Source organism: Actinospica robiniae DSM 44927 (assembly GCF_000504285.1).
GTDB lineage: Bacteria > Actinomycetota > Actinomycetes > Streptomycetales > Catenulisporaceae > Actinospica > Actinospica robiniae.
This window is the reverse complement of sequence record NZ_KI632511.1, coordinates 2,578,348-2,598,539: the sequence shown is the minus strand read 5'-3', so window position 1 is coordinate 2,598,539 and position 20,192 is coordinate 2,578,348. Positions and strand designations below refer to the sequence as shown.

General features: G+C 70.3%; 21 protein-coding genes. 7 read left to right on the top strand and 14 right to left on the bottom strand.

What is annotated here, in order from left to right:
- The first annotated feature begins 11 nt into the window (after positions 1-11).
- Both ACTRO_RS11090 and ACTRO_RS11085 read left to right on the top strand, forming a co-directional pair.
- Positions 12-602, top strand: coding sequence for a gluconate 2-dehydrogenase subunit 3 family protein (locus tag ACTRO_RS11090; RefSeq protein ID WP_063627969.1), 591 nt, complete (start codon positions 12-14; stop codon positions 600-602).
- A gap of 32 nt (positions 603-634) precedes the next feature.
- The gene (locus ACTRO_RS11085; protein ID WP_342673758.1) at positions 635-2,227 is read left to right on the top strand and encodes a GMC family oxidoreductase; all 1,593 of its coding nucleotides are present in this window, start codon (positions 635-637) and stop codon (positions 2,225-2,227) included.
- 7 nt (positions 2,228-2,234) lie between these two features.
- Here the strand turns inward: ACTRO_RS11085 and ACTRO_RS11080 are convergent, their stop codons facing one another.
- The 5 genes from ACTRO_RS11080 to ACTRO_RS11060 form a co-directional block, all read right to left on the bottom strand.
- Positions 2,235-6,182, bottom strand: a complete 3,948-nt coding sequence (locus tag ACTRO_RS11080; RefSeq protein ID WP_051450649.1) for a DUF6531 domain-containing protein — start codon at positions 6,180-6,182, stop codon at positions 2,235-2,237.
- A 70-nt stretch (positions 6,183-6,252) separates the two neighbouring features.
- Complete coding sequence (locus ACTRO_RS11075) at positions 6,253-6,993, bottom strand: WXG100-like domain-containing protein (protein ID WP_211244191.1); 741 nt, start codon at positions 6,991-6,993, stop codon at positions 6,253-6,255.
- Between the two features lie 87 nt (positions 6,994-7,080).
- Positions 7,081-7,596 carry a hypothetical protein gene (locus ACTRO_RS11070; protein WP_051450648.1) on the bottom strand — a complete coding sequence of 172 codons (516 nt, stop codon included), beginning with the start codon at positions 7,594-7,596 and terminating at the stop codon, positions 7,081-7,083.
- A gap of 105 nt (positions 7,597-7,701) precedes the next feature.
- Positions 7,702-7,875: a hypothetical protein gene (locus ACTRO_RS11065; RefSeq protein WP_034263070.1), complete on the bottom strand. Its 174-nt coding sequence runs from the start codon at positions 7,873-7,875 to the stop codon at positions 7,702-7,704.
- A 75-nt stretch (positions 7,876-7,950) separates the two neighbouring features.
- Complete coding sequence (locus tag ACTRO_RS11060; protein ID WP_034263069.1) at positions 7,951-8,367, bottom strand: CBS domain-containing protein; 417 nt, start codon at positions 8,365-8,367, stop codon at positions 7,951-7,953.
- A 170-nt stretch (positions 8,368-8,537) separates the two neighbouring features.
- Here ACTRO_RS11060 and ACTRO_RS11055 point away from each other — a divergent pair, with 170 nt between their 5' ends.
- A complete protein-coding gene (locus ACTRO_RS11055; protein ID WP_034263067.1) occupies positions 8,538-9,038 on the top strand; it encodes a GNAT family N-acetyltransferase in 501 nt (166 codons plus the stop codon).
- On the opposite strand, the gene ACTRO_RS11050 is transcribed toward ACTRO_RS11055, so the two are convergent.
- Positions 9,035-10,531: an MFS transporter gene (locus ACTRO_RS11050; RefSeq protein ID WP_034263066.1), complete on the bottom strand. Its 1,497-nt coding sequence runs from the start codon at positions 10,529-10,531 to the stop codon at positions 9,035-9,037. The two genes, ACTRO_RS11055 and ACTRO_RS11050, sit on opposite strands and share 4 nt — an antisense overlap.
- A 108-nt stretch (positions 10,532-10,639) precedes the next feature.
- Between ACTRO_RS11050 and ACTRO_RS11045 the strand changes: the two genes are divergently transcribed.
- Positions 10,640-11,173 (top strand): ferritin-like domain-containing protein, encoded by a 534-nt coding sequence (locus ACTRO_RS11045; protein WP_034263065.1) that lies wholly within the window; start codon positions 10,640-10,642, stop codon positions 11,171-11,173.
- Positions 11,174-11,222: 49 nt separating this feature from the next.
- Here ACTRO_RS11045 and ACTRO_RS11040 read toward each other — a convergent pair whose 3' ends face one another.
- The 6 genes from ACTRO_RS11040 to ACTRO_RS11015 are packed head-to-tail and all read right to left on the bottom strand — an operon-like array spanning position 11,223 to position 13,948.
- Positions 11,223-11,591 (bottom strand): sodium:proton antiporter, encoded by a 369-nt coding sequence (locus ACTRO_RS11040; protein WP_034263062.1) that lies wholly within the window; start codon positions 11,589-11,591, stop codon positions 11,223-11,225.
- Complete coding sequence (locus tag ACTRO_RS11035; RefSeq protein WP_034263061.1) at positions 11,588-12,571, bottom strand: MnhB domain-containing protein; 984 nt, start codon at positions 12,569-12,571, stop codon at positions 11,588-11,590. Before ACTRO_RS11035 ends, ACTRO_RS11040 begins: the two co-directional genes overlap by 4 nt.
- Complete coding sequence (locus ACTRO_RS11030) at positions 12,543-12,848, bottom strand: Na(+)/H(+) antiporter subunit B (RefSeq protein ID WP_034263060.1); 306 nt, start codon at positions 12,846-12,848, stop codon at positions 12,543-12,545. Before ACTRO_RS11030 ends, ACTRO_RS11035 begins: the two co-directional genes overlap by 29 nt.
- Positions 12,841-13,176 carry a monovalent cation/H(+) antiporter subunit G gene (gene mnhG / locus ACTRO_RS11025; protein WP_169739875.1) on the bottom strand — a complete coding sequence of 112 codons (336 nt, stop codon included), beginning with the start codon at positions 13,174-13,176 and terminating at the stop codon, positions 12,841-12,843. The genes ACTRO_RS11030 and mnhG overlap by 8 nt, the downstream gene beginning before the upstream one ends.
- Positions 13,173-13,436, bottom strand: a complete 264-nt coding sequence (locus ACTRO_RS11020; RefSeq protein WP_034263058.1) for an MrpF/PhaF family protein — start codon at positions 13,434-13,436, stop codon at positions 13,173-13,175. Before ACTRO_RS11020 ends, mnhG begins: the two co-directional genes overlap by 4 nt.
- Positions 13,433-13,948, bottom strand: coding sequence for a Na+/H+ antiporter subunit E (locus tag ACTRO_RS11015; RefSeq protein WP_051450647.1), 516 nt, complete (start codon positions 13,946-13,948; stop codon positions 13,433-13,435). Before ACTRO_RS11015 ends, ACTRO_RS11020 begins: the two co-directional genes overlap by 4 nt.
- 209 nt (positions 13,949-14,157) lie before the next feature.
- Between ACTRO_RS11015 and ACTRO_RS11010 the strand changes: the two genes are divergently transcribed.
- Positions 14,158-15,126, top strand: a complete 969-nt coding sequence (locus ACTRO_RS11010) for a TIGR03557 family F420-dependent LLM class oxidoreductase (RefSeq protein ID WP_034263056.1) — start codon at positions 14,158-14,160, stop codon at positions 15,124-15,126.
- Positions 15,127-15,133: 7 nt separating this feature from the next.
- On the opposite strand, the gene ACTRO_RS43155 is transcribed toward ACTRO_RS11010, so the two are convergent.
- Both ACTRO_RS43155 and ACTRO_RS11000 read right to left on the bottom strand, forming a co-directional pair.
- The gene (locus ACTRO_RS43155; RefSeq protein ID WP_051450646.1) at positions 15,134-15,829 is read right to left on the bottom strand and encodes a DUF4232 domain-containing protein; all 696 of its coding nucleotides are present in this window, start codon (positions 15,827-15,829) and stop codon (positions 15,134-15,136) included.
- A 101-nt stretch (positions 15,830-15,930) separates the two neighbouring features.
- Complete coding sequence (locus ACTRO_RS11000; RefSeq protein ID WP_034263054.1) at positions 15,931-17,709, bottom strand: complex I subunit 5 family protein; 1,779 nt, start codon at positions 17,707-17,709, stop codon at positions 15,931-15,933.
- 209 nt (positions 17,710-17,918) lie between these two features.
- Between ACTRO_RS11000 and ACTRO_RS10995 the strand changes: the two genes are divergently transcribed.
- Both ACTRO_RS10995 and ACTRO_RS10990 read left to right on the top strand, forming a co-directional pair.
- Entirely contained in the window at positions 17,919-19,010 is a 1,092-nt protein-coding gene (locus ACTRO_RS10995; protein WP_051450645.1) for a YihY/virulence factor BrkB family protein, read from the top strand.
- Positions 19,007-20,128 carry an enolase C-terminal domain-like protein gene (locus ACTRO_RS10990; protein ID WP_034263053.1) on the top strand — a complete coding sequence of 374 codons (1,122 nt, stop codon included), beginning with the start codon at positions 19,007-19,009 and terminating at the stop codon, positions 20,126-20,128. The genes ACTRO_RS10995 and ACTRO_RS10990 overlap by 4 nt, the downstream gene beginning before the upstream one ends.
- The last annotated feature ends 64 nt before the right edge of the window (positions 20,129-20,192 follow it).

The following is a 20,192-nucleotide window of genomic DNA, read 5'->3' as shown; positions in this document are numbered from 1 at the left end:
GGGAAGGACAGATGGAATGGCGTGACCGCTTCCCCGGCTTCGATGTGACGGACCAGTGGAAGCACTGGGACGCGACCACCGTGGGCACCGTGCTCGCGCGGGTCGGCCAGCCGCCGCCGATCCGCTACTTCAATCCGGAGGAGCACGCGACGGCCGACGCGCTGTGCTCGCGGCTGCTCGCGTTGGGGCCGGACTGCCCGGTGCCGGTGGTCGCGATGATCGACTCCCGGCTGGCCGAGCAGGAGACCGACGGCTGGCACTACGAGGACATGCCCGAGGACGGCCTGGCCTGGCGGCTCTCGCTGGCTGCGCTCAAGGCCGACGCCGTGGACCAGTACCAGCTGCCGTTCTACGACCTCGGCGAAGCCGAACGGGACCGGCTGATCGGGCACGTGCACGATCTGGGCAGCAAGCCGTGGCACGAGATGCCGGCCGGGCACCTGTGGAGTCTGTGGACCCGCTACGCGTGTACGGCCTTTTACTCGCACCCGTATGCGTGGAACGAGATCGGCTTCCCCGGTCCGGCGTATCCGCGCGGCTACAAGCACCTGGGCGTGGACGCGCTTGACCCGCGCGAGGCGCCGGATCGGGGGGAATCGTGAACTCCGTACGCGAGCGCAACGCCTCGGCTTGGCTGCTGCCGAACGACGGCACGCGCACCAACCATCAGCTGCGCCGGGGCATGCGCCGCTTCGACGACACCGACGAGGTGGACGCGGTGATCGTCGGCTGCGGCGCGGGCGGATCCGTGCTGCTGCAGCGGTTGGCCCGGGCCGGCTGGAAGGTGGTCGGGTTCGACGCCGGCCCGTTCTGGGACCCGGACACCGACTGGGTCAGCGATGAGGCCGGGTCGCATCACCTGTACTGGACCGATCCGCGGGTGATCTGCGGCGACGACCCGGTGCCGCTCGGATCGAACAACTCCGGGCGCGGGGTGGGCGGCTCGATGGTCCACTTCGCCGGGTACGTCCCGCGGTTCCATCCCAGCGATTTCAGGACCCTGAGCCAGGACGGGGTGGGTGCGGACTGGCCGATCGAGTACCGCGACCTCGAGCCCTACTACAGTGCGATCGAGCAGGAGCTCCCGGTGGCCGGCGAGTCCTGGCCTTGGGGCGACCCGCACGGCTACCCGCATCGGCCGCATCCGGTCGGCGGCAACGGCGAGATCTTCCAGCGCGGCGCCCGCGAACTCGGCATCACCGCGAAGGTCGGGCCGGTCGCGATCCCCAACGGGCGCTTCGGAAACCGGCCGCACTGCATCTACCGCGGGTTCTGTCTGCAGGGGTGCAAGGTCAACGCCAAGGCCTCGCCGCTGATCACGCACGTGCCCGACGCGCTCGCGCACGGGGCCGAGATCCGGGCCGACAGCATGGTCGCGCGCATCGACGTGGACGAACACAGCGGTCGCGCCACCGGCGTGCACTACATCCGCGGCGGCGTCGAGCACTACCAGCGGGCCAAGGTGGTGATCGTCGCAGGGTACTCCATCGAGACGCCGCGGCTGCTGCTCAACTCGGCGTGCCGGGACTTCCCGGACGGGCTGTGCAACAACTTCGACCAGGTCGGCCGGTACGTGATGGTGCAGGGCGCGCCGCAGACCGCGGGCCGCTTCGCGTCCGAGATCCGGATGTACAAGGCCCCGCCGCCGGAGGTGAGCAGCGAGGACTTCTACGAGACCGATCCGACCCGGCCCTACCGCCGCGGCTTCTCGGTGCAGAACGTCTCACCGATGCCGATCACCTGGGCCGAGCACGTCGCCGCGCAGGGCCACTGGGGCGAGAATCTCCGCAAGCTGATGAGCGACTACGTGCACTGGGCTACTCTCGGCTCGCTGTGCGAGTTCCTGCCGCAGCCGGACAACCGGGTCACCCTGGACAAGGATCAGACCGACCGGCACGACCTGCCGATCGCGCGGCTGAGCTACAGCCAGTGCGACAACGACAAGGCCCTGCTTTCGGCCGCGCGCCAGACGATGGAGCAGATCCTGCAGGCGGCCGGGGCCGAGGACGTCATGACCATCGAGCGCTACGCCCACCTCGTCGGCGGCGCCCGGATGGCCGCGGACGAGCAGCACGGTGTGGTCGACGCCGACTGCCGCAGCTTCGCCGTGCCGAACCTCTACATCGCCGACGGCAGCGTCCTGCCGACCCAGGGCGCGGCCAACCCCGCGCTGACCATCATGTCCGTCGCCGCCCGCGCCGCTGACAAGCTGGCGGGGCGGAGGTGAGCCCCGGCTACCACGCGAAAGTGCGTTGTCCCGGCCCGTTGCCCGGGTAGACGGTGCCGAACAGGTGGGCGCCTTCGCCCTGGAGGTAGCTCGCGCAGTTGTCGCAGCAGTTGCGGCTCGCGCCGCCGCCCTGCGGGGTCCAGCCCTGGCTATGGATGTATTCGAGGGCGTTGACCTCGGCATGCTGGTTCTTGACCTTGCTGCTGGGGGCGACTTGCCATCGGTCCGTGCCGCCCTGGCCGCTCAACTGGACCATCGTGACGGCCGCGTCGAGGTCGTTGCGCAGGCCCGGCGAGAGCAGGCTCGCGCCGTTCGTCGCGGCGATGCGGACGCGGTTGCCGCTGCCGTCGAGGGCGGAGACGACGGCGGTGGTGCGGTAGCCCTGAGAGCTCGTCGGCAGCGCGCTGTGCAGTTGGGAGGCGATGTTGTAGTCCTGTACCGCCCAATCCTCCTGCTGGGTCAGGCCCAGCGGGTCGACCTGGGTCAGCGGGTTGCCGACGTAGGTGCGGGGATTGGGCTTGGGGTCGATGCCGAGGGGGTCGGCGCACACGTACGTCCCGGTCTCCGGGTCGTAGTAGCGGTGCAGGTTGTAGTGCAGCCCGCTCTCCGCGTCGAAGTACTGGCCCGGGAATCGCAGCGGGCACTCGGTTTCCGCTTCGGGGGCTGTGATCGTCGCGCCCCACAGGTCGGCGGTGCGGTGCCAGGCTATTCGGCCGTCCATGGCGACGAGTTCGGCGGGTGTGCCGACCAGGTCGGTCACGATCGCGTAGAAGCGCTGGTCGTACGTGCGCTGGTCGGCCGTGCCGGCCCAGATCTGTTCCCGCTGGGTCGCCGGGCGGTAGTTGCCCGGTTCGTAGTCCCACGTCAGGACCCTGGCTTCGCCGTGCGGGGTATTCGTGGTCTGTTCTGCTAGGCGGGTCTCGTCCCAGTCGAAGCGGGTCTCTTCGACCAGTTCGCCGGCTTCGTCGAGGCGCTGCTTACTGCGGCGCCGTCCCAGCGGATCGTAGACGTAGCGCCATCTCGTGCCGTCAGGGGTCTGTGTCTCGACGAGCTGGCCGAGGCTGTTCCAGGTGTACGTCCAGGAATGGCGCTGGCCGGACAGGGTGCGTCGCAGCACACGTACCAACTGGCCGGCATCGTCGTACTCGTAGTGTGTGCGTCCGGCGCTGCGCAGCAGCAGCCCGTCGTACTGCCTCTCGCGATCGGTCTCCGTCCCGTCCGGCACCTCCGGCGCCCCCACGGTGGATCGGGCGATGTTGCCGAGCGCGTCGTAGGCGTACTGCTCCACGCGCGCCGGACCGGTCACGCCCGTGACGCGGCCGAGCAGGTCGAGGTCGAAGCGCCGGTCTCCGCGCAGCCGGTCGGTGATCTCGAGCGGCACGCCGTCGGCCCGGTAGCTGACCGCTCGCTGCTGAAGAAGCTGGTACGCCTGGCTCGGATCGTCCTGGACGCCGGTCTCGCCCGGCCGGTACGCCCAGACCGCCTGCGCGGTGAGCCGACCGACTTCGTCATAGCTCTGAGTCAGGGCGCCGTGGGTGCCGAAGCGGCGGCTCGTCTCGCGGCCCATCGCATCGTGTTCGAACGCGATCACCGCTTCCGCGGCCGTCAGCGCGACCGGCCGGCCCGCTTCGTCGTACGTCCATGTCGTGGACGCGCCGCCGGGAGTGCTCCGCCGCACGTGCTGCCCGACCGCGTCGTACTCGTGCGTGACGGTGTGCCCGTTCCAGGTCTCGCTCAGCAGGCGGCCGAGCGGGTCGAGAGTCAGATCCAGCACGCCGTCGCCGTTCGTGGCCCGCCGCAGCCGGCCGAGCTGGTCGTACTCGAACGACTGCTCCACGTCCGGGCCGCGCACCGAGGTGATGTGCCCGAGCGCGTCGTAGCCGAACTCGATCGACCGGTTCTCGCCTTCGGTCTGGCCGATCAAGCGGCCCGCGAGGCCGCGGCGGTACTCGATGGTGCGACCCGCATAATCGGTCTGGGCGCGAAGGTTCCCGGCCGGATCGTAGGCGTAGCGCCAGCTCTGGCCGTCGGGGCCGGTCACCGCCGTCGGGCGCAGTTCGGTGTCGTACGCGAAGCGGTGGCGTCGGCCCGAGGGATCGGTGCGGGCGATCAGGGTACTGAATGGTCCGTACTCCAGGCGAGCCGTGGTCCCGAGCGGGTCGTGGTACTCGACAGCGTTGCGCATGTCGTTGTAGGACCAGACCTCGCGCTCGCCGTTGGAGTGCTCCCGCGAGACCAGGAGCCCGCGTGCGTCCCAGGCGAAGCGGACTTCCGTGTCGTCCGGGTGCACGATCAGGGTCATCCGACCGGCGGCGTCGTATGCGTAGCGGGTGACGTCCCCGAGCGGGTTCGTCTCGGCGACTGGCAGGCCGGCGGCGTTGCTCTCGAACGTCGTGGTGTGCCCGAGCGCGTCGGTGATGGTGGCGAGATGGCCCTGCCGGGTGTGCGTGTACCGGGTCGTCGCGCCGGTCGGATCCGTGTAAGCGGCCAGGTTGCCCCGCTCGTCGTAGTCGAACCGCCAGGAGTCGCCGTTCACCTCGGAAAGCGTCGTGAGCAGGCCGAGATCGTTGTAGGCGAGCTCGGTCGCCGTGCCGTCCGGCCGCGTCACCCTGACCGGGTCGCCTGCCTCGTTCAGCGTGTACTCGGCGCGCTCGTCAGCGCCGTTGGTCTCGGCCAGCAGTCGGCTGTTCCGGTCGTACGCGTAGCAGCGGGCACTGCCGTCGGGCTCTTCGATGCGCACCGGCCGTCCGTGCGCGTCGAAACCGTATGTGGTGCGGTGCCCGAGGCTGTTCGTGGACGTCGTCACCCGCGCGTCGTCGTCGTAGGACATCGCCATGGAGAGCATGCCGTCTGGACCGTGGCCGGCGATGACGCGTCCGCGCTCGTCGTATTCGTACCCGTACGCGAATCCGTCGCGCCTGGTGATCAGGCTGATCCGGTCCTGCTCGTCCCACTCGTAGAGTTCGGCGGCATCGGCGCTGTCGGTCACCGCGATGAGCCGGCCGCGCGCGTCGTAGTCGTAGCGCACCAGCGTCGTGGACCCGTGCGGCGCGGCATCGTCGGCCAGATGCAGGGCCTGCACGCGGAATCCGGCCGGTGTGAACACCGTGTCGACCTTGATCCGGTAGCCGCCGACGTGCCGCACCTCGACGGGCAGGCCTTCGTCGCAGACCACGTCGATGCGGTTGCCGTCGCCATCGGTGATGGCTGTCAGGGGTCGCTGATACGCCTGCGCCGCTTCAGACGCGTCGGGCGTGTCGGCCGTCACCGTGAACTCATAGGAGATCCGGCGCCGCGGGTCGGTGATCCGCACCGTGTCGAAACGACGGTCCCAGGTCAACGGCCAGCGCGCGCCCTCAGCCGGGAAGACCTGCGCATCGTCCCGCTCGGGCGTGGGGTAATGCAGGATCCTGCCGTCGTCGTCGGTGAAGTGGATGCCGTCCGCGTCGATCTGGATCCGGGTGTCGAGCGTCGAGGACCAGCCCGGGCCGAACAGACGCCCGCCCCGGTAGCCCGAGGCGTAGACCCGGTGCAGGATCAGCGGTAGCCGGCCGGGCAGTTCGACGTCGGTCTCCCCGGTGATCATCTGGCCGGTGGCGGTGTCGACCGGGTCTCCGGCCACGGTGGACTTCTTCGCACCGTCGTGTTCGAGGACGTTGCCCTCGTCCTTGGACAGGTCGCCGGCGGCCTTGCCGGTCGCCTCGCTCTGGCTCTTGCCGCTCGAGCTGCCGGGATCCTTCGACGCGTGCACGTCCTTGGGCGCGTCGCCGTCGTGCAGCGCGCTGAAGTCCTTGGCGGACTTGGAGTCCGAGGCCACGCTGCGTTCGATGTTGCCGTTGATGCCCTGGTGGGCCTCGCCGTAGAACCTGCGGAAGACGTTGGGCACGCCCTTGCCCAGCCCCTCGCCGAGCTTGTCCGCGCCGTCCTTGAGTGCCTTGGCGATCTCAGTACCCACGAGCTTTGACCTCTTCGAAACGTGCGGGGAGCGCTTACCGGAAGGGCAGTGCTTATCGGAAGGACAGCGCTTACTGGAAAGACAGTGAGGAGACCGCCGACGTGAACGTCTCCGCATGCTGATTCATCGTGTCCGCGTGCGTCAGCAGCTCGCTCGCCTGCTGGCGCAGGGCATCGGGATCCATCATGAAGGACTCTGCCGCCGACCCGGCCGCCTGCGCGGTGCTCGCGGCCTGGAAGGTGAAGCCCTCGACGGCTTTCTCGATCACCCCGATGAGCGGGGTGACGGCGGCGTCGATCACCTTGCCGACGATGTACTGCGTCAGCTGGTCCTCGAGGAACTGGACGAGCTTCTTGCCGGCCTGCTCGACCGCCACCAGCGCCGCTTCGGCCAGGCCGAGGGTGGCCACGGCGGCGGCCTGGTCCGCCACGAACGCCACGGCCATGACGACCAGTTCGGCGATCGCCACGCCCTTCTGCGCGACGATGAAGTCCGCTGCCGCGTCCAGCGCCGTGGCGAGCACCTCGCAGGCCTGCGTCAGCTCACTGAGGTGCTGTGAGGACAGATCGGCCCAGCGTTGGACCAGCGCCTCGTAGGAACTGCCCTGATACGACTGGCTCATCGCCGAGACGGTGGAGGTGGCGTCTTGGTGGGTACCCTCGACGTTGCTGGCGAAGGTACGCACGTGCGAGGCCAGATCCCGCACTTGGTCCTCGTTCACCTGAGGCCAGTCGATGCCGATGAAATTGAGGAACTGCACGACTTCCGCCGGCGGATCGAGCGCCACGCCGTCCTCCTTGCCAAGATCCATGGTGCACACGGAACTTATCAGAAGACTGTATGTCCCGAAAGCAACTGCATGAATGCTCTGCGTTACCATCGGAGCGGCGTCGACCTGCTACGGGGCATCCTCGTGCTCGATCCGCAGCGGTTCCGCGGGCGGCAGGCGCAGGCTGAATCCGGCGTCCGGCCGGCGTTCGTCACCGCGGAAGACGACGTTCAACGTCAGTTCGGGGCGGGGGAGCCGGCCGAGATCGGCCGGCGGCTGGTGGCGGCGCACCCCCTGCACGCGGACGCGCTTGGGCGGGATGCCGACGGCGCACGCGTCGCCGACGCTCAGGCCGCTGAGGTCATCTGCTTCGATACGCCATGGTGTGTTGTGCCACTCGGGATGGTCCGGGTCTCGCGGGAAGGCGAAGGTCCCATCCCAGCGCACGCCTGTCGAGGCCGGATCCACCGTCCCCCACGGCCAAACCAGCATGAAGTGTGTTGCGCTCACCCCGACGACGCGGGCCTGGGCCGACGCGCAGGAGATCCGCAGGACCTCGCCGATGCGGAAGCCACCCGAGCCGGGGCCGAGCGCAACGTCGCCCTCCGCGCGGTGCGCTCGTCGCGAGCGGGAGAACGGGAACACCGGAGCCTCATCTCGCGCTCGACCGTCGAGGACCCGTCCACGCTAACAGAGCCGGAAAAGCCGAGCGGGCGGGCCGAAGCCCGCCCGCTGACAATAGCTTGCCGCTCACCACCTGCCGTACCAGCGCCGACGCGATCCGGCGCCTTCACCCCGGCTCACACCGAAGCCGATCAGCCACGCGATGAACACCACGACGGCGATCCACCACAACACGTGCGCCGCGAAACCGAGGCCGCCGAGCACGAGGGCGAGCAGCAAGACCAACAGAATGACACCCATGTCGTTACTCCTTCTGTGTCGCTGCTGTCAGGTTGCCGATCCGCCCCGGCTCAAACCGGTGCGCCCGAAAACGCGTCACGGGCTCGGATGGGCGGCGCTGATGTCGGCCAGCGCCGAGCGCTGATCCCGCTCGATCGCGAGGTCGCCCAGGCTCACCACGCCGACCGGCCGCCCGTCCTCGACCACCGGAAGCCGCCGCACCGCGTGCTCGCGCATCAGCGCCAACGCGCGGTCGACCTCGTCGGCGACGCGGCAGGAGACCACGTCTCCGGAGCAGATCTCCATCGCGGTCGCCGTGTCGGAGCGCTCCTCGGCGACGGCCCGCACCACGATGTCGCGGTCGGTCAGCACGCCGTACAGCCGCCCCTCGTCGGTCACCAGCACATCCCCGATCTCTCGTTCGCGCATCAGCCGCGCCACCTCGGAGATCGGGACCTGTCCGGGCACCGTGGCCGGGTCGGTCGACATGATCTCGCTCACTGTCTGCGCCATGATGTGCCTCCTGGTCCTGGAGGGTTCCGGGATCCGTTCCTGGAAAATCCGACAAGTGCCCCGAAAATGCCGTTTCATGCAGGTCAGTCGCCCTGGAGCAGCACCTGCTTCGCGCCGGGCGCGGCAAAATCCCGGTGAACGCGTCGGCAGGCCGGTGTAGCGTTTCGATCATGAGCTGGCTGCCCGCGGACTTCTCCCATCCCGTCCGCGTGCCCGTCCCCGGCACCGGGCTGCACCTGCGGCCGATCCGGGAGGCGGACACGCCGCTGGACTACCCGGCCGTGATGGGCTCGCAGCCCCGGCTGTGGGAGGTCTTCGGCCCGGCCTGGGACTGGCCCAAGCCGACCATGACCTACGACGAGGACCGGGTCGACCTGCTGCGCCACGAGCGCGAGATCGCCGCGCACCAGTCGTTCAACTACTGCCTGCTCGACGAGCAGGAATCCGCGATCCTCGGGTGCGTCTACATCGACCCGCCCGAGCGTGTCGGTGCCGACGGCGAGATGTCCTGGTGGGTCGTGGACGAGCTGGCCGGCAGCGACGCGGAGCGGGCGCTGGACGCGTGGGTGCCGCAGTGGATCGCGGCCGACTGGCCGTTCCAGCTGCCGCGCTGTCTGGGCCGTGACATCAGCTGGGCGGACTGGCTCGCCCTGCCCGCCGTCGCGGCCTAGGCCGCGACGTCTTCTTCGCGCCGCGCCCTCTTACCGCGGGTGCCGACCACGTCCACCAGGGCGATCAGCAGCGACGCGCCGACCAAGGCCAGAATGACCGTCAGGCCGCGGTCGAACGCGTCGGCCCACATCTGCGGGTTCGCGCCCGCGGTGCCGGTAGCCTGGCCGCCCCCGGGAATCTCGCTGAAGAACATGGCACCGACCACGGCGATGCCGACGGCCGAGCCGATCCGCTGGGCGGTCTGCAGCACCCCGCCCGCCGTGCTCGCCTCGCTGACCGGCACCTCGGAGAGGGTGATGGTCTGGTTCGGCGCGATCACCAGGCCGCTGCCGATCCCGGCCAGCAGCAGCGGCGCCGCGGTGGCCCAGGCCACGCCCGGCCCGCTGACCAGCCGCGCGGCCAGCATCGTCGCGCCCAGACCGACCAGCACGGCGACGATGCCGCCGGCCACCAGCGTCCGCCCGGCCCGCTCCACCAGCCGCCCGCCGACGGCCGCGGAGATGGCCGATCCGGCCGCGAACGGGGTGATGGCCAGGCCCGCGATCAGGGCGCTGCGGCCCAGCCCGTTCTGCAGGAACAGGGTGAAGATGAAGAAGAGCGCGGTGAACCCGGCGAAGTAACACAGCGCCAGGGCGGTGCCCAGCGAGAACGACTGACGGCTGAACAGGCTCAGGTCCACGGCCGGATCGGCCTGCCGCCTTTCCCAGAACACGAACGCCGTCAGCAGCACCAGGCTGACCGGGATCAGCAGCCACTTGCCGGAGCCGTGCCACTCCTGCGCCTCCACCAGCGGCATCAGCAGCGAGATGACGGCGAGGCCGAGCAGCCCGACGCCCACCGGGTCCAGCCCCCGGGCTCTGCGCCCGCTGCTGCGCTCGTCCTCCTCCTCGCCCTTGCCCGGCAGATACCTGCGAGCCGCGGGCAGCGCGAGCACGCCGATCGGCACGTTCACGTAGAACACCCAGCGCCAGCCGTCGCTCGGCCCGCCCGCCTGGATCAGCAGGCCGCCCAGCAGCGGGCCGATCGCGGTGGAGATCCCGATCACCGCGCCGAGCAGGCCGAACGCGCGGCCGCGGGCGGCGCCCCGGTAGAGCTGCTGGATCAGCCCGACCGTCTGCGGGCTGAGCATCCCGCCGGCCAGCCCCTGCGCGAACCGCGCCGTGACCAACCAGATCGGACCGGTGGCCAGGCCGGCCAGCGCGCTGGTGAGGGTGAACACGGCGAGCCCGAGCATGAACATCAACCGCCGTCCGTGCGCGTCCCCGAGCCGGCCGGAAGGCACCAGGATCAGGCCGAAGGCGAGGGCGTAACCCGAAAGCACCCACTGCAGGTCGCCGGACGACGCGCCGAGGCCGGCCTTGATGGAGGGCAGTGCGACGTTGACGATGCTCACGTCCAGCAGCGTCATGAAGCCGCCGACCAGGCACACCGCGAGTGCGGCCGAGCGGCGCCGGTCGTTCGCATACGCAGTTCGCCCGCTTTGTCTGAGCATGCGGGTGAGGCTACCCCGTCAGCGCGCGTGTATTCGGGATCAGCCGGGTAACCCGAGCGTTTGCGCGGGGCGACCCGCGGGTGGAGCCGATATGAGGAGAGTAAAGACGTGAGCGACGATTTCGTGCTCGATGTGGAGCGGATCCGGGCCCAGGCGCGGCAGAGGATGGAAGCCGGACCGCGCACCCCGGCGCTCGGCGCGGACCCGGAGAAGGTGGTCGCCGTGCTCAACGACGTGGTCGCCACGGAAGTGGTGTGCTGGACCCGCTATATCCGGCACGCGATCTCGGCCAGCGGGATAAACCGCTCGCAGGTCTCCGCCGAGTTCACCGAGCACGCCGCGCAGGAGCTGCAGCACGCGCTGTGGGCGGCCGAGCGCGTCTCCCAGCTCGGCGGCGAGCCGGATCTGGACCCGAACACCCTCGCGGACCGGGCGCACACCGACTACACCGCGCCGGCGCCGAACGACCTCGAGCAGATGCTGCGCGACAACCTGCTGGCCGAGCGCATCGTGATCGAGACCTACCAGGAGATCGTGCGCTGGCTCGGCGACGGCGATCCGACCACGCGCCGGCTGCTCGAGCGGATCCTCGAGGAGGAGGAAGAGCACGCCGACGACATCGTGGACCTGCTCGGCATCTGAGCGCGAGCAGGCGGACGACGGACCGGCTGACCCGGCGTCTGACGTCGGGTCAGCCGCGCATCTCGCGCACGTCGTCCGAGTCGAGGGTGCGGTAGTGCTGCGCGATCCGGACGACCACCGCCAGGAACACGGCGGTGACGGCGACGCCGATCACGATCGCGGTGAGGCAGAAGTTCTGCAGCACCGGGTCGGCGGCGTCGCCGTGGGCGAGCTGGTTCGGGCTCTGGCCGTGGGGCGGGCCGAGCAGCACGGGCGCGGTGGAGCGGGCCCGGTAGGCGAGTGAGACGAACAGCAGGTAGGTCGACCCCTCCATCAGGGACAGGCCCATCACCATCTTGATCATGTTGCGCCGGGTGAGCAGGGTGTAGAGCCCCAGGCAGAACACCGCCGCCGAGGTGAGGTAGTTCGCGACGATCACGGGCTCCGCTCCCCGTCGTGCCCCTCGTCTCCGTCATCCCCCTCGTCGTCGTGCCGGGCCCAGTCCTGGCGCACTCCGAGTACCGCGAAGACCACGATCGCGAGGCCCGTACCCACCTCGATCAGCTCGCCGACCGAGAACAGCTGGACGACGCCGCCCGAGCGGATGGTGCCCGGCGCGGTCAGCGGCAGCCAGTTCGCGCTGAAGGAGCCCTTCAGCAGCAGACCGAACAGCTCGGTGGCGATGATCAGCAGCGCCCCGGCCAGCTCCGTGGTCTCCAGCAGCTTGGGCTTCGCGACCTTGGCGATCCGTCGCCGGCCGAATCCGGCGTAGGCCAACAGCAGGACGCCGAGCATGACGGCGCCGCCCGGGAAGCCGCCGCCGGGGGAGTAGCCCCAGGCGACGAGGTAGAACCCGGTGACGGCCAGCACCGGCGCGGCCAGCCGGATCGCGGTGCGGGTCACGACAGTCAGCGACTCGGCGCGCTCCGGGTCGTGTCGGCCGAGCCGCTCCTGGTCCGGGTCGTCGTCGAGGCGCCGCCTCCGGCCCTCGTGCTCCTCCTGCTCGTGCTCGTCGGCCTCGCGGGCTTCGCGCTCCTCGGAGTTCGGGGGCTGCTGCGGATCGATCTCCCGCTGCTCGCGCTCCCCGGCCGTGTGCTCGCCGAAGTAGCCGGCCCGCGCCTCCCGCGGCCGAGTCAGCACGATGACGCTGACCACGGCGGCGAGCAGCAGGAACGTCTCGCCGAACGTGTCGAAGCCGCGCGAGCCGTAGACGACCTCGTTGACCGGCTCCAGCAGCTTCCAGTCCGGCAGCGCGGTGACCAGCGCGTAGCGGGCGACGGCCGGCAAGGGCGCGTGCTCGCGCGGCGCGGTGAGGTAGCCGGCGCACAGGACCACGGCCGTCGCCGCGGTCAGCCCCAGCCCGAGCGCCCGGCGGTGCTGCGGCTCGCGTTCAACGACCGGCGTTCCCTTCCCCCTCATCCTCGCCCTCCTCCCGCAGCTCGCCCTCGTCCAGCACGTGCGCGCGGACCTTCGCGATAGCGGCGAGGTAGAGCACTGGCAGGGCGATGGCGCCCACGACGACCTCCGAGTGCGCGTCGTCGGGCGCGCCGAGGACGACGAAGAGCACGGCGAGGAACGTGCCGACGGCGGAGAGCGCCATGGTCGCGCCCGGGAGGTTGGTGACGCGCACCACGAGGACGGCGGAACCGAGGATCAACGCGAGCACCAGGTAGTCCAGCACCCAGAACTCACTCATCGTCAGCCACCTCGTCGCGCACCGCTCCGGGCCACATGGGCGTCCCGGCGCGATAGGCGGCGCGGGCCAGCGCGTGCGACGCGGCCGGGTTGACCACCAGGAGCAGGAAGCCGACGATCAGCGCCCGGGACGCATACGAACTGATGATCCCTTCGCCCGCCACCAGTGCGATCAGGGCCGGCAGGGCGCCCATGGTGATGGTCTTCGACGAGCACTGGATCCGGTTGTAGAGGTCTGGCATGCGCAGGATGCCGACCGCGCCGGAGAGGGAGAAGCCGAGTCCGACGGTGACCAGGCCGGCCACGATCGCGGTGTGCGCGGCGCTCACAGCAGCCCCCTCTCCAGGAAGCGCGCCCAGACGATGGCGCCGAGGTAGCTGAAGGAGACGAGCCAGACCGCGACGTCGAGGTAGATGGTCCGGTCGGCGTACGCGGAGTAGAAGAGCACGGCGAGGGCGGCCTGGGTCGAGGCGGTGTTGAGCGCCACCACCCGGTCGCTCACGCTCGGGCCGATGGCCAGGCGGGGCAGCAGCAGAAGCGCGACGGTCAGTTCGGCGACCGCCGCGGCCAGGTAGACGTCAGGGTTCATGATTCCGACCGATCCTCCAAACGGTGCCCGGCCAAGCCCTCGAGGCAGCGTTCGACCGGCTCGTTGATCGCCGCGCGCTTGTCCTCGGGGGAGCCTTCCGGCACGTCGACGGCGTGGTACTGCAGCAGGTGGCGGCGCCGGTCGAGGTCCACGATCTGGTTGTCCACGATCAGCGAGGTGACCAGGCCGACCGTGGTCAGTCCCAGGTCCGAGCGCTCGCGGGTGGGCACCACGACCATCCCGCTGCGCAGCGGCCGGCTCGGCTTCCAGATCCGGGCGGCCAGCCGCAGGTTCGCCATCGGGATCCGCACCGCCGCGGTGGCCAGCAGCCGCAACGCGGTCAGGGCGTTGCGCGGCACCAGCAGCCGCCACGGCCCGGCGACCTTCCCCAGCGGGGCCAGCGCGATTCCCACCGCGAGCGAGATACCCGCGCCGATGAGCAGTTGCTCGGCGGTGCGGGTCCAGGTCAGCAGGATCCACACGAGATAGCACCAGCTGGCGAGCGCGAGCATGGGCCCTCGATACCCCGGGGCGGCGAGAGCATGCGCCGCGCTGGCCGACCGGGCGAAGCGCGCGGACGGGCCGAACGGGTGAGCCGGGTGAGGAAATCGCCCGCCCCGCCGGTGAAAGGCGCCGAATCGGGTAGCCGGGGGCTTATTCACGGACCACGAGGCAGTGCGACGACAACGAGCAGCAGTGCGACAACGGAGATGAGGCGAGCATGGCGCGGGTCGGGTATTTCCTCTCCAGCGAGGAGTTCAGCCCCCGAGAACTCGTCGAGCAGGCCAAGATGGCCCAGGACGCGGGGTTCCACGCGCTGTGGATCTCAGACCACTACCATCCGTGGACCGAGGAGCAGGGCGAGGCGAGCTTCGTCTGGGCCACCATCGGCGCGCTTTCGCAGGCCGTGGAGCTGCCCATCACCACCGCCGTGACCTGCCCGACGGTGCGGATGCACCCGGCCGTGGTGGCGCAGGCGGCGGCCACGGCCGCGGTGCTCACCAACGGCCGCTTCACCCTCGGCGTCGGCTCCGGCGAGGCGCTGAACGAGCACATCCTGGGCACCGGCTGGCCCGCCTCGACCGCGGTGCGCCTCGAGATGCTCGAGGAGGCCGTCGAGGTCATCCGGCGGCTGTGGACCGGCGAGACGGTCAACCACCGCGGCAAGCACTACACCGTCGAGGGCGCGCGGCTCTTCACCGTGCCGCCCGAGCCGCCGCGGATCTTCGTCTCCGGATTCGGCCCGAAGGCGGCCACGCTGGCCGGGCGGCTGGGCGACGGGTACGTCTCCACCTTCCCGGACGCGGACCTGCTCGGGGCGTTCCGCAAGGGCGGCGGCGCCGGCAAGCCGACCCAGGCCGGGCTGAAGGTGTGCTGGGGCCCGGACCGCGCCGGCGCGGCCCGCACGGCGCACCGGCTCTGGGCGACCGAGCTGCTGCCCGGCGAGCTCGCCCAGATGCTGCCGCTGCCGGCGCACTTCGAGCAGGCCAACTCCCTGGTCGACGAAGAGGCCGTGGCGCAGCGCTTCCCCTGCGGCAACGACCCGCAGGAGCATCTGCGCGCCATCACCGAGTACTTCGACGCCGGGTTCGACGAGGTGTACGTGGGCCAGATGGGGCCGGACCAGAAGGGCTTCTTCGACTTCTACAGCCGGGAGATCCTGCCTCAGCTCGCTGCTCCGACCGAGTGACGGGGCATCACCCGCTCACGTAAGGCTGGACGCCGCTGACGACGGGGTGCACCTCGAAGTCGGCGCAGATGCCGTCGCCGCCGAGGGTGAGCGTGCCGAAGGACGAGGTGCTGCGCGTGTTCGGCGGCGTGACCTCGAGGGTGCCGGTGGCGTCGGGGTAGCAGGCTTCGCCCGCGTTGCCGACCCACTCGACTATCGCCGAAGCGCTCCCGCCCGACGCGAGGGTGACCAGCAGGGGGCTGCTGGTCCCCGGGCCGCCTCCGATATAGCCGCTGAGGGTGCGGGTCGCGTTGAGCAGCGTCGTCGAACCCTGCACGACCGCGACGCCCGGGTAGCCCTGCAGCGTGCAGGCGGAGCCGCCGCGGTTCGTGAAGATCAGCACGTCGCCCCCGTGGTTCATCGCGGCGCCGGCGCTCTTGACGGCGACCCGGATCGCCGAACCCGTACACGGCGCGGCGCCGGACTCGCTGCTCTGGCCGGCCGCCGGATGTGTCGCCGGGTGTGTGGCCGTGGGAGTGGAACCCGAGAGTATGGCTCCGCTCGTGCTCGCAGATGCTGCGGCGGACGTCGACGAGCCACTCGCGCTGCTCGCCGCGCCTGCCCCGCCCCCGACCGATGAACCGACGCAAGCGGTCGCGGCGACGAAGACCGCGATCGCGACGAGTGTGATGCCCGCGAAGCGGGCGACGCCCTTCACCTTCATGATGCCTCCCCATGTTCTGCGATCGTCGGATGATGCCCCGTGATCGCTCTAAAAGGAGAGACGAACGTCCGTCGAGTTGGTTGACGGGGATTCAGGCGACTTCATCCCCAGCGCAGCGCGGCGACCAGTACGACCAGACCGAGCACGGCGTAAGCGGTGTAATCGTTGGCCGAGCCCGTGTGCAGCGACCGCAGCAGCCGCAGCGGCGCCGGATCGCGGCGTGCGCGCAGGTATGCGCGGACGCCGAGCGCGGCCAGCGCGAGCGTGATGATGGTGATGGCCAGCTCCTGCCAGTCCGCGTAGTCGAAGGACACGTGCGTCGGCACGATCGTCCCGCCGGAACGCAGCTCCGCGGCGGCGTATCGGCCGGCCTCGAGCAGTCCGCCGGCCGCCGGCTCCATCAGGTACCTGAGGATCCGCTGCGGCAGCACGCCGAAGGCGATACAGCAGCTGCTCAGCCCGACCAGGCCCACGGCCATGCCCGGGCGCAGCCGCTCGTGCGAGGGCAGCGGCGCCTCGATCTCGGTGTCCTGCGGCTCCCGGCGGAAGAACGCGAGCCAGGTGGCCCGGCCGAGCGCGCCGACCGTCAGCAGTTGGGCCACGAGCATGATCGCGTAGGGCACGTCCTGGTGAGTCTCCGTCAGACCCTTGTGGATCAGGCTCAGCGAGACGTACCCGTTGAACGGCGGCACGCCCGCGATCGAGGCGGCGCCGATGGTGAACGCGACCGTGATCGCAGGGGCCTTGCGGGCCAGGCCGCCGAGAGCGCGCAGCGAAGTCTGCCCGGTGCGGTGCACGATCGCGCCCGCGCACAGGAACAGCAGTGACTTGAACAGCGCGTGGTTGACCAGATGGTAGACGGCGCCGGTGACACCGGTGGTGCTCCCGGAGGCGAAGCCCACCGTGATCACGCCCATCTGCGAGACCGTGTCGTAGGCAAGCACCCGCTTGAAGTCGTCCTGGGCCAGGGCGAGGGCGGCGCCGAGCACGGCCGAGCACAGCCCGACCACCATCAGCGCCCCGAGCACCGGCAGGCCGGAGCCCGGGAACACCTGGAGCGCGAGCCGGGAGATGCCGATCAGCCCGAGGTTGACCATCAGCCCGGAGAACAGCGCCGAGACCGGCCCGGGCGCCGCGGTGTGCGCGTCGGCGAGCCAGCCGTGGAACGGCACCAGCCCGGCCTTCGTGGCGAACCCGGCCAGCAGCAGACCGAGCGCGACCGCGTCGAGCACCCCGGCCGCCGCGGGCAGCGCGAGATGCAGCTGGCCGAAGTTGAGCGCTCCGGTGTGCACGTAGAGCAGGCCCGCGCCGATGAAGACCGTGAAGCCGGCCAGCGTGGTCAGCACCAGGATCTTGAACGCGGCCTCCAACGCGATCGGCCGTTCCAGGAAGAATCCGGTCAGGCCGTAGCTGGACAGCGCCGCCACCTGGAACCAGACGAACAGGTTGAACAGGTCGCCGGTGAGCGCGGCCCCGATCAGCGCCGAGAGCAGCAGCTCGAACAGGCAGGCGAAGCCGCCGAGTTCGCGGGGCCCGAGCCCGCCGAGCTCGGAGAGCACGTAGACCAGAAGGAGTAAGCCGATACCGGCGATGGAGAGCGCGCACAGCAATCCGAACGGGTCCGCCGCGAACGCGATGCCGAGCGCCGCGCCGCCGACCGGCTTCCATCCGCCGAGGTAGTGCACGAGGATCGTGCCGCCGAAGACCTTCGGGGCGACCAGCGCCAGGACGGCCAACGCGCCGCCCATGCCGACCAGGCAGCCGATCAGGGCCGCGTGCCGAGACCAGCGGGCGAGCAGCGGCGCGAGCACCGCGCCGATGAGCGGGATCGCGACCGCGAGCGGGAGGAGCGACCCGGCAGCCGCGGTCGACAGACTCATCTCGCCACAGTGCCCGTTTCGGCGGAGGACATTCTCCGCTTGGTCCGACGGAGCGGCAACCGCGGCCCATCCGCGCGGCTGCGCGCATCAGCAGCGGGAATCGGGATACCTGTTGGCTCCGGACGCGAGGGTTCCGGAGGGTCGGCGGAGCGGGAGGCGCGCACAGCGATGGGCACACCGATGGGCACAGCGACGGGCGGGGCGAGCCGATGAAGCGGTTCATCACGTCGGTGGACGCCTTCCAACAGCGTCATCGAGCACTGGCGTTCCCGATCGCGGTCTGGCACAAGTTCAGCGACGACCAGGCCGGGTCGCTCGCCGCGTTGCTGGCCTACTACGCGTTCTTGTCCACGTTCCCGCTGCTGCTGGTGCTGGTGACCGTGCTCGGCATGGTCTTGTCCGGCAACCCGCAGTTGCAGAAGGACGTGCTCAACTCGGCGCTGACCGAGTTCCCGGTGATCGGCGACCAGTTGCGAGCCAACGTGCACTCACTCGGCCGCAGCGGCTTCGGCCTGGCCGTCGGACTGGTCCTGACCTTCGTCGGCGCCCGCGGCGTCGCCAACGCGATGCAGAACGCGATGAACACCGTCTGGGGCATTCCCCGGCACGAGCGCCCCAGCTTCCCCGGTTCCTGGCTGCGCAGCTTCGCCCTCATCGCGATCATCGGGCTCGGCGTGGTGGTCACCTCGGGCCTGTCCGGGATCGCCTCGTGGAGCGGGCACACCGAGTTCGGCGGCGGGCTCAGGTTCCTGATCGTCGCCGTGTCGCTGGTGCTCAACATCCTGCTGTTCTGGCTGGGGCTGCGCACGGCCACGTCCGGCAACGTTACTTGGCGCGACCTGATCCTCGGCGCGATCCTGTCGGCGATCGTCTGGCAGGTGCTGCAATACGTGGGCGGCTACGTGGTGGCGCACTCGCTGCGGCACGCCTCCGAGCTCTACGGCACCTTCGGCTTGGTCCTCGGCCTGCTCAGCTGGTTCGCCCTGCAGGCGCAGCTGACCCTCTACGCGGTGGAGGCGGACGTGGTGCGCTCGCGCCGACTCTGGCCGCGCAGCCTGTTCCCGCCGCCGCTGACCGAGCAGGACCGGGAGGTGCTGCGCTCGTACGCCGAGGCCGAGCAGCGCCGCCCGGAGATCAGGGTCGAGACGCACTTCGAGCCGGAGCAGGATACGGAACCCCACGAACAGGCCGAGGAACCCCACGAACAGGACGTGGAACCCCACGAACAGGACGTGGAACCCCACGAACAGGACGTGGAACCCCACGAACAGGACCATGGCGAGGGCAGGAGAGACGAATGAACGCATCCCGATCCGTTGATCAGGTGACTTCGGTCGAGGTCGCGGCCTACACCGTGCCCACCGAGCAGCCCGAGGCCGACGGGACATTCGCCTGGCTCTCGACGAGCATGGTCGTCGTCCGGGTGACGGCGGCGGACGGGACCGTGGGAACCGGCTGGACCTACGGCGCGCCCGCCTGCGCAGCGATCGTGCAGGACACGCTGGCCGACGTCGTCCACGGCCGCAGCGCCTTCGACGTGGTGGGCGCCTTCGATGCGATGGTCAAGGAGATCCGCAACATCGGCCGCCCGGGCGTGGCCGGCTACGCCGTCTCAGCCGTCGATACGGCGCTGTGGGATCTCAAGGCCCGCATGCTCGATCTGCCCTTGCACCGCCTGCTCGGCGCGGCCCGGTCCGCAGTGCCCGTCTACGGCAGCGGCGGGTTCACCACGTACGACGCGGCGCGACTCGACCGACAGCTCGACAGCTGGGTCGCCGAGCAGGAGATCCCGCGCGTCAAGATCAAGATCGGCGAGTCCTGGGGAACCCGGGTCGACCGCGACCTCGACCGCATCCGGCAGGCCCGCGCGCGGATCGGCAACGGCATGGAGCTCTACGTGGAAGCGAACGGCGGTTACACGCGCAAACAGGCGATCAGGGTGCTGCGTGCGGCCGAGGACGCGGACGTGACCTGGTTCGAAGAACCCGTATCCTCCGATGATCTGCACGGACTGCGCGAGGTGCGCGACGCCGTCACCGCCGACGTGGCCGCGGGGGAGTACGGCTACGACCTGACCTACTTCGCCCGCATGTGCGCGGCCGGCGCCGTCGACTGCCTGCAGGCCGACGCGTCGCGCTGCGGCGGCATCACCGAGTTCCAGCGTGTAGCCGCCGTCGCGGCCTCCCACGGACTGGAGATCTCCGGCCACTGCGCGCCCCACCTGCACGCCCACATCGCCGCGGCGATTCCCAACTTCCGGCACCTCGAGTGGTTCCACGACCATGTGCGGATCGAATCGCTGCTGTTCGACGGCACGCTTGACCCGCATGGCGGCACCATCGAGCCCACGGACGCCCCGGGCAACGGCCTGACCCTGCGCGAGAAGGACGCCGAGCGCTATCGCGTCGCGGCCGTGTGATCGCCCGGCGATCGGGTACTTGTAACCGCTTGATAAGCCCCCCCACGCGCCGGTCCGGGCACGT

What these genes read in the sequence shown, in the direction of transcription:
- ACTRO_RS11090 (WP_063627969.1), top strand. Translation starts at nt 12, where the DNA reads ATGGAATGGCGTGACCGCTTCCCCGGCTTCGATGTGACGGACCAGTGG.
- ACTRO_RS11075 (WP_211244191.1), bottom strand. Translation starts at nt 6,993, where the DNA reads ATGGATCTTGGCAAGGAGGACGGCGTGGCGCTCGATCCGCCGGCGGAA.
- ACTRO_RS11065 (WP_034263070.1), bottom strand. Translation starts at nt 7,875, where the DNA reads ATGGGTGTCATTCTGTTGGTCTTGCTGCTCGCCCTCGTGCTCGGCGGC.
- ACTRO_RS11060 (WP_034263069.1), bottom strand. Translation starts at nt 8,367, where the DNA reads ATGGCGCAGACAGTGAGCGAGATCATGTCGACCGACCCGGCCACGGTG.
- ACTRO_RS11055 (WP_034263067.1), top strand. Translation starts at nt 8,538, where the DNA reads ATGAGCTGGCTGCCCGCGGACTTCTCCCATCCCGTCCGCGTGCCCGTC.
- ACTRO_RS11050 (WP_034263066.1), bottom strand. Translation starts at nt 10,531, where the DNA reads ATGCTCAGACAAAGCGGGCGAACTGCGTATGCGAACGACCGGCGCCGC.
- ACTRO_RS11035 (WP_034263061.1), bottom strand. Translation starts at nt 12,571, where the DNA reads ATGAGGGGGAAGGGAACGCCGGTCGTTGAACGCGAGCCGCAGCACCGC.
- ACTRO_RS11030 (WP_034263060.1), bottom strand. Translation starts at nt 12,848, where the DNA reads ATGAGTGAGTTCTGGGTGCTGGACTACCTGGTGCTCGCGTTGATCCTC.
- ACTRO_RS11020 (WP_034263058.1), bottom strand. Translation starts at nt 13,436, where the DNA reads ATGAACCCTGACGTCTACCTGGCCGCGGCGGTCGCCGAACTGACCGTC.
- ACTRO_RS11015 (WP_051450647.1), bottom strand. Translation starts at nt 13,948, where the DNA reads ATGCTCGCGCTCGCCAGCTGGTGCTATCTCGTGTGGATCCTGCTGACC.
- ACTRO_RS11010 (WP_034263056.1), top strand. Translation starts at nt 14,158, where the DNA reads ATGGCGCGGGTCGGGTATTTCCTCTCCAGCGAGGAGTTCAGCCCCCGA.
- ACTRO_RS43155 (WP_051450646.1), bottom strand. Translation starts at nt 15,829, where the DNA reads ATGAAGGTGAAGGGCGTCGCCCGCTTCGCGGGCATCACACTCGTCGCG.
- ACTRO_RS11000 (WP_034263054.1), bottom strand. Translation starts at nt 17,709, where the DNA reads ATGAGTCTGTCGACCGCGGCTGCCGGGTCGCTCCTCCCGCTCGCGGTC.
- ACTRO_RS10995 (WP_051450645.1), top strand. Translation starts at nt 17,919, where the DNA reads ATGAAGCGGTTCATCACGTCGGTGGACGCCTTCCAACAGCGTCATCGA.
- ACTRO_RS10990 (WP_034263053.1), top strand. Translation starts at nt 19,007, where the DNA reads ATGAACGCATCCCGATCCGTTGATCAGGTGACTTCGGTCGAGGTCGCG.